The following is a 12,914-nucleotide window of genomic DNA, read 5'->3' on the forward strand; positions in this document are numbered from 1 at the left end:
ATACCCGTAAATTTTTGTAATTCGCCATACAAAAGCCGTTATGTTTACAAAAGCATGTGAGTATGCTATTCGGGCCGTGTTGTATGTTTCGTTAAAAAGCAATACTGAGAAACGACTTAGTATCCCTGAAATAGCCAAACAGATAGATGCTCCCCTTCCTTTTACAGCTAAGATTCTGCAAACCTTGGTTCGTGAAGGTATCATAAGCTCGATAAAGGGACCGAATGGAGGATTTTATCTTGATCCTAAGGCCAAGCCCATCCCGCTCAGCAAGATAGTTAAAGCAATTGATGGCAATGATGAGGTATTGCACAACTGTGCCTTGGGATTAAAAGAGTGCTCCGACAAATTTCCATGTCCGATTCATCACGAAATCAAGCGCTTTAAGGATAGACTCCGTAAAGTAATGCGAGAAGCAACGGTGCAATCGTTAATGGATGATTTGGATCAAGGCAAAACATTTTTAAAGAACGCGCGAACCCGCAAGTCAACCCGCTGACCATTCCGCGTATGAATCGCGAGTTTCCCATAGCCTTAGGGCAGTGAGTTGGATATGTTCAGGCAATGATTCGGTTATTTCGTTTCGAATGAAAATTAGTAGGTTCTCAGCCGTAGGTTCGTATTCGAATGTAATCAATTTTTCCCATGGTACACTAGGTATTGATGCCAGGTATGCTTGCGAAAGAATCAGGGCGTGATCTAACTTGTAAATCACAGATGTCTGTACAATCGTTTTCAGGTCTTTGAAGTCCATTGCGATACCCATCCCGTCAATGAAATTTTCAGATCCCCGATTATCGGTAACACTTACGTGTAATTCATATGAATGTCCGTGAATGTTAGCGCAAGCACCCGGATAGCCATGAATGGCGTGGGCGGATTCAAATCGGAAAATTTTGGTCAGCGTAATCATTTGACTTAAAAATAACGGGTTTTAATCCTTCCCCTACAGGACGCTCTCCGGATCTGACTAAGCAGGCCAAAGTATTTCTAAGGAGCGGGTAAACGATAATAGAAAAAGCAACAAACATCAGCCCACCTGAAATGGCAAAAGCAATGAAATAGGGCATCAGGTTTTTCATCATCTGTCCGAAGGGGATCGCATCGACACTCATCTGCCAACGGGCACGTTGTACACCAGCTAAAAATAAGGAGGTAAGAAAAATGAGAAGAGAGACATTTACCAGCCAGGTAGCGTTAAAGATACGTGTTCGATATGGCTCAAGACTTTGGCAAGTATCGCTCAACAGGTCGAACGAGACGGCCAGTAACAGCATGGTGTTGATGCCGATGGTGGTCCCCATAACATGCGCCACAGTAATGTGGGTGCCATGTGTGTACACGTTGATGGCTGGAACGGAAATGAGAATGGCAAGAAAAAGGTTAATAAAAATCCAGGCATCGGCAATCATTAAAAATCGGTAGGGGAGGCTGTGTTTATTCTTCCGAGCAGCGGTTATAGAATCTTTCCATTTATAAATCAAGCGGCCGAGGATGAAAAGTTCTGTCATGCTGACCAGGTAACCAATATGCCGGATATTAGGATTCACAGGTAACGTGTAAATATGGTGACTCCAGTTAAACATGAGATTGAACAAGCCTAAGAAAAACAACGTAAAAGCCATGGGAGAACACGCATAACTTTTGTCTTGACTGATCTTCTCCATCAGGTAGATGCCTACTCCATAAACGAGCATGTTCCAACTGCCCACCAGAGATCCGTAAGATTTCCATTGCACGGTCATGTCACGCACAATATCCTTTCCAAAATAGGGCAATGTCCACAAGTATGATTCCGAAAATGTAAACAAAAAGCCGAAAGCCCCGGTAAGCCACATCCAAATGTATACGGGTTGTTGCTTGAGTGTTTTGATTGAGCCTGTTACTTGAATAATAAAAAGTATCCAACCAGCAGCCAGAAGGAGAGCAAATACAGGCGGAAATTCCCAGTACTCTCTGCCCCCGAATATTCCCAAAAAGTAACTGGATAAAATCAGCAATGCCGCCAATACGAATAAGCCCAACTGAAGGCGTGATAACCAACTGGCGTATACTTTTCTGCCGGTATATTCCCGCAAATAAATCAACACGCTTCCTGTGGCAGTAAATAAAATCCAGAAGACCACGGATGTAACGTGAAGAGGTCTTGTTTTTTCAAAAGACAAATAGGGTTTTAAGAACCCGGGAAGGATATATTGAAGTGAACCTGTTATTCCAAACAACATACCCGTTAGAAACAGCACAAGGCCGCTGAGAATAAGCCACCTCAGGGCATCCATTCTATTGTGGTTCAATGGTTCCACTAACGTTGCGTTTAAAAGTTTTCGGGTCTGCTTTTCCGGAAGCATCTACATGTGCTAAGAACGCAAGCAGGTGTTCCAATTCCTTTTCCGACATATCAAATGAAGGCATGACCGTTGTACCGCTGCTAACAAAAGCTTTAATGTAAAGCGAACCTTTACCTGTAGCCGAATAGACATTGGTAAGATCGGGCCCCAGGAATCCGCCCAACCCATAAAGCTGATGACACGCTGAACAGTTTCTTTCCTGCCAAATCATTTTTCCCACTGCAGGGTCAGCGCTTATCTGGGCGTCCACAACAACTGGCTGTGTATAAACAAACATCGTATAAACAGAGAATGACAAAAGCAACCCTACATACAAACCGTATTTATGACTTTCTTTCAAGATTTAACGTTTTTGACGGTTAGTTAATATAGCAGCAAAAGTAAATTAAATAAAGACAATTTTATCTTTTTATATAAATTTGAAATCGGATAAATCATGATTTCCTATGGAAGAAAAATTGGATGTTGCCGTGCAGGCGGGAAATCCTGACCAAAAAAAACTCATCATTAAAGAAATTATTTATCCCAGAGAACTTGAGGCTTTTATCGGTTTTCCATACCTATTGTACCGGGGTAATCCGTTCTATGTGCCGCCCCTTAAATCGGATGAAAGGAAAACCCTTCGGCTCACCAATCCCGCATTCGATCATTGTGAGGCAAAATATTGGTTGGCTTATCGAAGTGGAAAAATTGTAGGTCGGATTGCCGGGATTATTAACCATGGATTTATCGACCGTTGGGGTAAAAAGTATGCGCGGTTTGGTTGGTTTGATTTTAAAGAGGATGAAACCATTGCGCAGGCTCTTTTACACCACGTTGAACGATGGGCCAAGGAAAAGGGTATGGATGCAGTACATGGCCCTATGGGATTTACCAACTTCGACCCGGCTGGATTGTTGGTTGACGGGTTTAATCAGTTGGCAACCCTCTCAGAACTCTATAACTATCCATACTATCCTGACTGCATCGAAAAGGCCGGATATCACAAGGAGGTGGATTGGATTGAGTATAGGATTTCAATTCCAAAAAAGGTACCCGAGAAAGTCAGACAAGTGGCGACTATTGTTAAAAGAAGAAGCAAGCTCTCTGTGGTAAATCTTAATGAATCAAATAGTATAATGACCTATGCACATTCCATATTTGAATTGATTAATGTCTGCTACGGTCACTTACACGGCATGGTCCCGTTAACGGAGAAACAAATTCAGTATTACACCAAGCGATACTTATCCTTTATTCGCAAAGATTATGTGTCGCTGGTGGTCGATTCGTGTGGAACATTAATCGCATTTGGAATTACTATGCCATCCCTTTCAAAAGCATTGCAAAAAGCCAATGGAACTTTATTTCCCTTTGGTCTTTTCCATATTTTGAAAGCCCTGCGAAAAAACAACACGGCAGAGCTATGCCTGGTTGCCATTAGACCAGATTATCAAGGCAAAGGAGTCAATGCTCTAGTTATGGAAGAAATGAATAAAGCATTTAATCGAAATAATATTACCATGGCAGAATCAAATCCGGAACTGGAAGATAATAAGCAGGTGCAGTCGCTTTGGTCGTACTATGAAGCAGAACAACATAAGCGAAGAAGGTGCTATATAAAATATTTGTAATAATGATTGACTTGCTGGAAACACAAACAATTTCATTGGAAATATCAGCGATCAAGAAACGCAAAAATGCAATTGTCCTTGCACACTATTACCAGAAACCCGAAATACAAGAGGTAGCGGATATGGTTGGCGATAGCTTGCAAATGGCCCAATTTGCTGCCGGGTCCCGGGCGGAGATTTTAGTAGTGGCCGGTGTATACTTTATGGCTGAAACCGCTAAGATTTTAAATCCTTCACGTAAGGTACTGCTTCCGGATACGGAAGCTGGCTGTTCGCTTGCCGATTCCTGTCCTCCTGAAGAATTCAAAGCTTTTATTCAACAACATCCTCAATCACCTGTGGTATGTTACATTAATTGCAGCGCTGAAATCAAGGCGATGAGTGATGTGGTCTGCACCTCGTCCAATGCCGAGAAGGTAATTCGTTCCATTCAAAGTGATAAGCCCATCATTTTTGCACCCGATGTAAACCTAGGCAAGTATCTCATGCGTAAAACAGGCAGGAAATTTTTGTTATGGGATGGAAGCTGCCTGGTGCATGAAAACTTTTCTATGGACAAAATTCTTTCATTACACCGGTTGTACCCAAACGCAAAATTCATTGCTCACCCTGAATCACAGCCGCACATTTTACAAGTTGCTTCTTATATCGGTTCTACCAAAGGCATGATTGAATATGTAAAGAGCGATGCATGCACAGAATTTATTGTGGCAACTGAAGCAGGTATTTTACATGAAATGCGCAAACAGGCGCCTGATAAGCTATTGATTCCCGCACCAACGCATGAAGATAATACCTGTGCCTGCAGCGAATGTCCATATATGAAAATGAATACCCTCGAAAAGCTGCGGGATTGCCTCTTGTATGAACAACCTGAAATACAGGTGAACACGGCTATACGACAACAGGCTGCCAGCGCGCTTGAACGAATGCTGAAATTATCTTGAATTTTCTGGCGGTTGTGTACCTTTAAGTAAGACTTCAACTATCTATGAACGGAGGAGAAATCATCGCCCGCCTGCTGAAGCAACAAGGTGTAAGATTTTTGTTTACCCTGAGTGGCGGACACATTTCTCCGATATTTGTGGAGGCCGAAAAACAAGGCATACGGGTAATCGATACCCGGCACGAAGTGACGGCAGCATTTGCTGCCGATGCTGTTGCACGTCTCACAGGAATACCCGGTGTGGCGACCGTAACTGCGGGTCCGGGAATTACCAACACCATTACAGCCATTAAGAATGCTCAACTGGCGCAATCGCCCCTGGTACTTTTGGGAGGAGCGGTGGCTACACTGTTGCAGGGCAGGGGAGCACTCCAGGATATTGATCAGCTTTCGTTAATGCGCCCAATCGTAAAATGGGCAGCACGCATTACAAAAGTAAAAGAGATTGAAAGGGTACTTAGCAGGGCTTTCTATGAAGCAACCCGTGGCGTACCTGGGCCGGTGTTTGTGGAATGCCCGGTTGATATTCTTTATCCGGAGAATATTGTGCGTGAATGGTATGGAATTAAATCACATGAGGTACCGCCTAAAAATATAATTCAACGTATGGAACGTTGGTATATTAATAGGCATGCTCGAAAATTATTTGAAGACGTAAACTTTAAAGAGCACTCTGGCCATGTTAAAGATGCAAGTGTTCCTTACCACGCTACATCCGATTTAAAAAATGCATTAAGCAAGCTCAATGGTTCAAAAAAGCCCGTTTTGGTAATCGGTAGTGGTGCCATCATGAATGCCCAAAAAGCAAATGCACTGTCCGATGCTGTCAATAGATTGGGATTACCGGTTTATCTCAGCGGTATGGCCCGGGGCTTGTTAAGAACCGATCATCCCATACAGCTGCGTCATCACCGGAAGGAGGCTATCCGGGATGCTGATCTGATCATCCTCGCTGGTGTACCAAATGATTTTCGACTGGATTACGGAAATCACATTGGCCATACACCTTTTATTTCTATCAACAGAAGCCGGCTGGATTTATACCAAAATAAAAAGCCAACCCTGGCAGTGCAGGCCGATCCGCAAGAATTTTTGATCGCATTGGCCGATCACTATCAGGGTAAATACACGGAATGGATAGGGAATTTGCGCAGTCGCGATAACCAACGCGAAGAAAAAATCAATACCATGTCGGAAGAAGTGCAAGCAGGTATTAACCCGTTAACACTTTTCCGGGTACTGAATACGCTGTTAGACAAGAACACAATATTGATTGCCGATGGTGGTGACTTTGTGGCTACAGCTGCTTACACGCTTCGGCCGGCAGCTCCGCTCTCGTGGCTCGATCCGGGTGTGTTTGGCACATTGGGTGTAGGTGCAGGATTTGCCCTGGGAGCAAAACTTGTTTATCCCGAAAAGGATGTTTGGATAATTTATGGAGATGGAAGCGCAGGCTACAGCCTGATGGAGTTCGATACGTTTACACGTCATCAACTACCTGTTGTTGCGCTAATTGGCAATGACGGGTGCTGGGGCCAAATTGCCCGCGACCAGGTAACCCTGTTGAAGAGCGAATGTGCTGTGAACCTGCGACAATCCAATTACGAAAAAGTTGCGCATGCTTTTGGTGCCGAAGGAGTTCGGGTAGAAAGCATTGAAGACTTTAGTGATTCGGTTACCCTTGCATTGAGCAAGAGCCGTAGCGGTGTTCCATTTATCATCAATGCCATCATTAGTAAAAGCGATTTCAGAAAGGGTTCCATCTCTATGTAAACAGCAAACAGATGACACAACCAACCCGACTATTTGATTTATTGGATGAGCAGGCTATGGCTCAACCCAATCAACTTTTTTTGTCATCAAAAAAACAGCCGGGTAACCCAATGGAGTGGAGGGGCTACACGTATCAGGATGTAAAAAATGTAGTTAACCAAACCAGTCAGCTTTTGCTAAATCTGGGTTTACAGCACGGTGATACTGTAGCCATTATTTCATCGAACCGACCGGAATGGAATTTTGTTGACCTCGGGGCATTACAGGTTGGCATCATCAATATACCGATGTATCCTACCTTCTCGGAACATGATTATGAATTTATACTTCAGGATGCCGAAGTGTGTTTTGTGTTTGCCGAAGATGAAATAATTATAAGCAAGGTGATGGCGGTGCGCAATAACTGCCCAACCCTGAAGGGCGTCATTAGTTTTGAGTGCTCACTAGATGCAGATTACTTCTGGGATATATTGCCTGCACTGGATACCATTGGTCACGACAAAATTAAGTTGAAAAAGAAATCCCTTTCTCCAGAACACTTGGCCACCATTATTTATACATCCGGTACAACGGGTAACCCGAAAGGGGTGATGCTGACGCACCAGAACCTGATGAGTAATATCAAGAGTGTGAAGCAGGTTTTGCCTTTGGGTGGCGGAAGGAAGTCGTTGAGCTTTCTTCCGTTGTGCCACAGTTTTGAGCGTACGGTATTCTATGTATACCTGTGCTTTGGTATTCATATCAGCTATGCTGAAAGTCTGGATACACTTGTTGATAACCTGAAGGATGTTAAGCCTTATTGTTTCACAACGGTACCCCGTTTACTCGAGAAAGTTTACGAAAAAATTATGGCTAAAGGTGCAGTGCTGGAGGGTATTAAAAAGAAACTCTTTTACTGGTCTATTGCGGTGGGTGAGCAATACCGCATTGGAGAAAAGCAGGGATTAATTTATGGTATAAAGCTCGGCCTTGCACGCAAGCTGGTGTTTTCAAAATGGCTGGAAGTGATGGGCGGTGAAGTGAAATATATCATCACGGGTGCTGCGGCTATGCAACCCAGGCTGATCACCTTATTTACGGCTGCGGGTATCGGTATCATTGAAGGCTACGGCCTAACGGAGACTTCCCCTGTGCTTACCGTAAATGGGTATGCGGAATCTGATCGGTGTGTAGGTTCAGTGGGCATGGCCATTCCGGGTGTGGAGATTGAACTGGCTGCCGATGGGGAAGTGCTTGCGCGTGGCCCCAACATAATGAAGGGTTATTACAAACGGCCTGACCTCACCGCAGAGGTGATTCAGTCTGATGGATGGTTTCATACGGGTGACATAGGAACGTGGATAGAACGTAACGGTAAAAAATTTTTAAAAATCACCGATAGGAAAAAAGAACTCTTTAAAACGGCTGGAGGAAAATATGTTGCTCCGCAAGTTATTGAAATGAAAATGAAGGAGATCAAATACATTGAGCAGATTATGGTGGTAGGGGGTGATGACAAAAAGTTTATAGCGGCATTGATTGTTCCCTCACAGGTGCAGGTTCGCGAATGGGCGGAGCAAAAGGGGTTGCGAATTATTTCACGGAGTGAATTGATAGCTCATCAAGAAGTGAGGGAAATGCTTCAGGCAGAGGTGAATGCCTGCAACACGCATTTCGGGCAGTGGGAGCAAATAAAAAAGATAACCTTGCTGGCTGATGAATGGTCACCGGCTACTGGTGAATTAACACCAACCATGAAGCTGAAGCGGAAGGCCATTTATACAAAATATAAAGATCTCATTCAGGCTATGTATCAAGAGGGTAGCGACTCAGGCATGGAAGGGTATGAACGTGTTTATTGAAAATGGATAGCAAAAGTTATTCCTTTTGGTTTCCATTTTCCACCATAAACTTTGAGTATCATACTAACCGGACAGCGCCCGAATTCCTGGACATCCTTGACCATATTGTCAAAGCGCTTTGATTTTATTTCCATTTTTTACTTTACAAGTAATGGATGATCAATTACAGTTATCAAAAAGTAATATGATACATAACAAAAATTTGTTGAGGTCCCTTATCTAACGATGTCGATCATAATGGGTTAATAATCTTCATTTTTGACTTAAGCGAATCAACTACATAATAAACCATTGGAACCAGGAACACTGTTAAAATCAGCGATGAAAGCAATCCGCCAATAATTACCCAGGCTAGTCCATTTTTCCACTCACTGGCTGTACCTTTGGCTAACGCTATCGGTAACATACCAATAACCATTGCCAGGGTAGTCATTAATATGGGACGCATACGCTCTTTCCCCGCAGTAATTAAGGCTTCCTTAAAATGTTTTCCGGAGGCTTTTAATTGATTGGCAAAATCCACAATCAGAATCGCATTTTTTGCCACCAATCCCATCAGCATAATTAACCCAAGCAAAGCAAATAAACTCAGGTTGTTTAGAGTCAGATTTAGCGCCAGGAAAGCTCCAATTGCCGCAACGGGTATAGAAAACAATACCACAAAAGGATAGACAAAACTATCATACAACGCCACCATGATCAGATAAATCAAAATGAATGAAATAAGAAGCACTGACCCAAGTGCTCCAAAACTATCATTCTGTCTTTTTATATCACTGCCCCAAGTCATTTGAATTCCTTCGGGTAATGGATTTTGCTTTATATAAGCCACCACTTCATCCGCAACTGTTCCGGAAGGGCGCCCCAGTGCATCGGCTGTTAACGTGATAGAAGGCTGTCTGTCTAATCGTTCCAATAACGAAGGCGAATTATCCTGGATAACTTCAGCAAATTGAGATACTTCAATAGGTAAACCTTGCGGATTAATAATGGTTAGCGAATTAACATCCTCCATATTCTGTCGATTGAAATCATCCAGCCATATCCTCACTGGGTATTCCGTACCTTGTTCAGTAAGCGTAGCATCATCGTTTCCCGTTAATGCTGTGCGAATACTTTGGCCAACATAAGCAGTGGTGAGTCCTAATCGCTGCATTCGATCCTTATCAGGAATTACCTGGAACTCAGGGCTTCCTTCTTCCACGGAGAGACGAACATTATCTGCACCTGGAATTTTTTCAACCACCGACTTTAATTCACTTCCTAACTTCATTACCTGACTTCCATCGCTTCCGCTTAATGTAATTTCAATCGGAGCCGAACGGGGTACAAGCCCCAATGCAGCCATAGAATAATTGATGGCCGGAAATTCTGACTTCAATGCTTCGCGAATTTCTTTCATGAATTGTTCGGTAGGTTGATAGCCTCGTTCAGTGGCAGGTTTTAGCTGAATGGTCAATTCTGATTTATTAACGGAGCCAACACCTAAACTTCCAATTCCTGAACTTGGTCCGCCCACATTACTAAAGACAGCCTGCACCTCTGGTTGTGCTGCAATAAAACTTTCTATTTTCTGAGTAACGATATTATTTTCCTGTACCGTGGTGGTTTTGTCAAATTCAAGGTTCATGCGAAACTTTCCTTGATCACCCGTTGCAATCAACTCTTTTCCAATGATGCCTTGTTTCATTATGCCTAACGTGAAAACAAACAACAAGAGAATAATGCCAGTGGTGATAAGTTTGTAATTTAATACCCACTCCAACTGCCTTCCATACCAATCAATAAACCGATTTAACTGATACTCAAACCAAAGTAAAAACCGATTGAAAAAATTGGTTGGTTGTAAATCCTCCGATTTACCGATGCGCGAAGCCATCCACGGTGTTAACGTAAACCCAACGAGTAGACTTGTTAAAGTAGAGGTGACCACCACTACAGAAAATTGCTTGAGCATGTCTGCAACAAATACCTGTAGAAATAAAATGGGAAGGAATACGACCACGTCCACAAGGGTTATTGACAATGCTGAAAATCCAATTTCCATTCGACCATCCAATGCGGCCACTCGTTTATCCTTTTTCATATCAAGATGTCGCTGGATATTTTCCAGTACGACTGTTGCATCATCGACCAAAATCCCGATGATTAATGACATGGCTAATAAGGTCATTAAGTTGAGTGTGTAACCTAAGAGCCACATCACCGCGAAAGCAGTTACCAGAGAGGTCGGTATAGCCACCAGAACGATAATAGAGTTTCGGAAGCTTCTTAAAAATAGAAGCATCACAATTGACACTAATATGACAGCTAAAGTCAAGTCGAATACAACAGAATTCACCGCTGCAATCGTGTTGTCTGTGGAGTCATCAGCTATGGTGAATTTTACTTGTGCCGAAGCATACTGTTTTTCAATTGCCTGAAATTTTTCCTGCACCGCTTTGGAAACTTCCACCGCATTCGCATCCCCCTGCTTTTTAAGTAAAAGACCAATCCCATTCACTCCGTTATATCGGCTTACAGATACGATTTCTTTAATTCCATCGGTAATGGAGGCAATGTCTTTTACATATACTGGACTGCCTGGTGTGGGCATGGCTACCTGAACTGCACTGATGTCCTCGATGGATTTAAATTTTCCTGTTAGCCTGACTGGATTGTTAACAAGGGTGGTCTGAACCTTACCTGAAGGAACATCAAGACCAGAACGATTAATCGCCTCTGTAACCTGATACATGGAGACTTTGTACAATTTCAATTTCTCCTGATCTACTTTAACCTGAATCTCCCTTTCTTCACCGCCTAGTAATGTAATTTCTGCTACTCCTTTTAGTTGCTGAATTTGCGGAAGAAAATCATCTTTCATTTTTTGATAAAATTCAGTTGCGGGAAGTTTGCTGGTTGCGCTGATCTGCATAATGGGTAAATCATTAGGCGAGACTTTGCTCATCACAGGACTTAAAATATCCTGTGGTAAATCCCTCCGGATATTATCAATATAGCGTTGCGCATCCTGCATCGTTTGATCCAGATCAGATCCGTATTTTAAATTGACAATGAGTACCGATGCGTTAGGCAATGATTTGGTTACGATAAAATCAACGCCTTCAAGGTTAGATAAGGCGTCCTCAATTTTCCTCGAAACGGAAGTTTCTACTTCGGTAGGGTCTGCACCCGGATAGCCCGTCTTAATAACTACAACGGGTTGATTGAAGTCTGGCATCAACTCATAGCTGAGATTTTTATAACCTAAAAAACCAGCTAGTATAAACACGCTGAATAAGACAATAATCAGCGAAGGACGGTTAATAGAAATTTCGGTGATGTTCATAATAATTAATTCTTACTTTCTACAGTAGCACCATCAAAGAGATTGATAAGGCCATTCGTGATGACCATTTCACCTTCATGCAATCCGGATTGAATAACAGCGGTGCTTCCTTTTCTATCCGCTATAGTTATGTCGCGAAGCTTGGCCTTTCCCTGTTCAACCACATACACCTGAGGCTTTAAAGTAGAGCCCACGATGGCTGATGCCGGAATGGTAAGTTGCCTTTCATCAAGCTTTTCTTCAATCACAATTTTCCCAAACATGCCTGACTTGATTTTCATGTCCTGTGTATTTTTCACCAAGGCTTGAATTGGAAAAGAATTGGCCATGTTACCTTTGCTTCCGATGAGGGAAATTTTTCCTGCAAGTGAAATTGACGGATAGAGCTCGGCAAAAACGTCTACTGCCTGGTTGTTGTGAAATATCGTTAGGTCATTTTCAGGAACCTGAATGGTAAAACGGAGTGAAGAAATATCGGTGAGTTGCAGCAGGGGTACTCCAGGTGCCGCATAGGAACCAGCTTCAGCCATTTTAAGTGTTACAATCCCATTGAACGGAGCAGCAACGATTGTTCTGCTAATTTGCTCCAATAAAGTACTCCGCTGAACCTGTGCTGATTTTAATGCCAGTTGAGTTTTTTCCAACTGTACCCCCTGGATTGCATCTGATTCAGCAAGAATTGAATAGCGTTTCACATCGGCTTCCAATCCCTCTATTTGAATGGATACGGATTGAAGTTGTAGATTCAACAAGGCATCATCAATTTTAATGAGCGACTGCCCTTTCTTTACATAGCTGCCCGCATCTACAAATACGCTTACGATTTTACCCTGCACATCTGCACTTACCTTGGTTTCTTTGTCGGGTTCAAACAGACCGGTAAAGGATTTTTGAATACCCGTGCGGATATATTTTACAGTATCGGTTCTTACCTCGATAGCCTGTTCTTTGTTGTAGGTATAAATACGGTTTAAAGAAGTTTCTTTATTACTTTTTAAACGCACGGCAATGAGCACAATCAAGGCCAGAGGTATTGCGAAGTACAAAATCTTTTTCATGGTA

General features: G+C 42.8%; 10 protein-coding genes. 5 read left to right on the plus strand and 5 right to left on the minus strand.

The window, feature by feature from the left end; all coding sequences use genetic code 11:
• Positions 1–40: 40 nt before the first annotated feature.
• Positions 41–499, plus strand: coding sequence for an Rrf2 family transcriptional regulator (locus QY309_07835; protein WKZ61389.1), 459 nt, complete (start codon positions 41–43; stop codon positions 497–499).
• Here QY309_07835 and QY309_07840 read toward each other — a convergent pair.
• From QY309_07840 to QY309_07850, 3 genes are read right to left on the minus strand one after another with little or no spacing between them, the layout of a single operon-like run.
• Positions 488–913, minus strand: a complete 426-nt coding sequence (locus tag QY309_07840; protein WKZ61390.1) for a 6-carboxytetrahydropterin synthase — start codon at positions 911–913, stop codon at positions 488–490. The two genes, QY309_07835 and QY309_07840, sit on opposite strands and share 12 nt — an antisense overlap.
• Entirely contained in the window at positions 882–2,279 is a 1,398-nt protein-coding gene (locus QY309_07845) for a cbb3-type cytochrome c oxidase subunit I (GenBank protein ID WKZ61391.1), read from the minus strand. The genes QY309_07840 and QY309_07845 overlap by 32 nt, the downstream gene beginning before the upstream one ends.
• A gap of 1 nt (position 2,280) precedes the next feature.
• Complete coding sequence (locus QY309_07850; GenBank protein ID WKZ61392.1) at positions 2,281–2,688, minus strand: cytochrome c; 408 nt, start codon at positions 2,686–2,688, stop codon at positions 2,281–2,283.
• A gap of 106 nt (positions 2,689–2,794) precedes the next feature.
• Between QY309_07850 and QY309_07855 the strand changes: the two genes are divergently transcribed.
• The 4 genes from QY309_07855 to QY309_07870 are packed head-to-tail and all read left to right on the plus strand — an operon-like array spanning position 2,795 to position 8,521.
• Positions 2,795–3,961: a GNAT family N-acetyltransferase gene (locus QY309_07855; protein ID WKZ61393.1), complete on the plus strand. Its 1,167-nt coding sequence runs from the start codon at positions 2,795–2,797 to the stop codon at positions 3,959–3,961.
• Between the two features lie 2 nt (positions 3,962–3,963).
• On the plus strand, positions 3,964–4,908 hold the full coding sequence (gene nadA / locus QY309_07860; GenBank protein WKZ61394.1) for a quinolinate synthase NadA: 945 nt from the start codon (positions 3,964–3,966) through the stop codon (positions 4,906–4,908).
• 44 nt (positions 4,909–4,952) lie between these two features.
• The gene (locus tag QY309_07865) at positions 4,953–6,680 is read left to right on the plus strand and encodes a thiamine pyrophosphate-binding protein (GenBank protein ID WKZ61395.1); all 1,728 of its coding nucleotides are present in this window, start codon (positions 4,953–4,955) and stop codon (positions 6,678–6,680) included.
• Positions 6,681–6,691: 11 nt separating this feature from the next.
• The gene (locus tag QY309_07870) at positions 6,692–8,521 is read left to right on the plus strand and encodes a long-chain fatty acid--CoA ligase (GenBank protein WKZ61396.1); all 1,830 of its coding nucleotides are present in this window, start codon (positions 6,692–6,694) and stop codon (positions 8,519–8,521) included.
• Positions 8,522–8,753: 232 nt separating this feature from the next.
• Here the strand turns inward: QY309_07870 and QY309_07875 are convergent, their stop codons facing one another.
• Both QY309_07875 and QY309_07880 read right to left on the minus strand, forming a co-directional pair.
• Positions 8,754–11,852, minus strand: a complete 3,099-nt coding sequence (locus QY309_07875; protein WKZ61397.1) for an efflux RND transporter permease subunit — start codon at positions 11,850–11,852, stop codon at positions 8,754–8,756.
• 5 nt (positions 11,853–11,857) lie between these two features.
• A complete protein-coding gene (locus QY309_07880) occupies positions 11,858–12,910 on the minus strand; it encodes an efflux RND transporter periplasmic adaptor subunit (GenBank protein ID WKZ61398.1) in 1,053 nt (350 codons plus the stop codon).
• Between the last annotated feature and the right edge of the window lie 4 nt (positions 12,911–12,914).

The sequence above is a fragment of the Cyclobacteriaceae bacterium genome (genome assembly GCA_030584025.1).
Lineage (GTDB): Bacteria > Bacteroidota > Bacteroidia > Cytophagales > Cyclobacteriaceae > UBA2336.

Coding starts and splice junctions, on each gene's coding strand:
- QY309_07835 (WKZ61389.1), top strand. CDS start 41: ATGTTTACAAAAGCATGTGAGTATGCTATTCGGGCCGTGTTGTATGTT.
- QY309_07840 (WKZ61390.1), bottom strand. CDS start 913: ATGATTACGCTGACCAAAATTTTCCGATTTGAATCCGCCCACGCCATT.
- QY309_07865 (WKZ61395.1), top strand. CDS start 4,953: ATGAACGGAGGAGAAATCATCGCCCGCCTGCTGAAGCAACAAGGTGTA.
- nadA (WKZ61394.1), top strand. CDS start 3,964: ATGATTGACTTGCTGGAAACACAAACAATTTCATTGGAAATATCAGCG.
- QY309_07880 (WKZ61398.1), bottom strand. CDS start 12,910: ATGAAAAAGATTTTGTACTTCGCAATACCTCTGGCCTTGATTGTGCTC.
- QY309_07870 (WKZ61396.1), top strand. CDS start 6,692: ATGACACAACCAACCCGACTATTTGATTTATTGGATGAGCAGGCTATG.
- QY309_07875 (WKZ61397.1), bottom strand. CDS start 11,852: ATGAACATCACCGAAATTTCTATTAACCGTCCTTCGCTGATTATTGTC.
- QY309_07845 (WKZ61391.1), bottom strand. CDS start 2,279: ATGGATGCCCTGAGGTGGCTTATTCTCAGCGGCCTTGTGCTGTTTCTA.
- QY309_07855 (WKZ61393.1), top strand. CDS start 2,795: ATGGAAGAAAAATTGGATGTTGCCGTGCAGGCGGGAAATCCTGACCAA.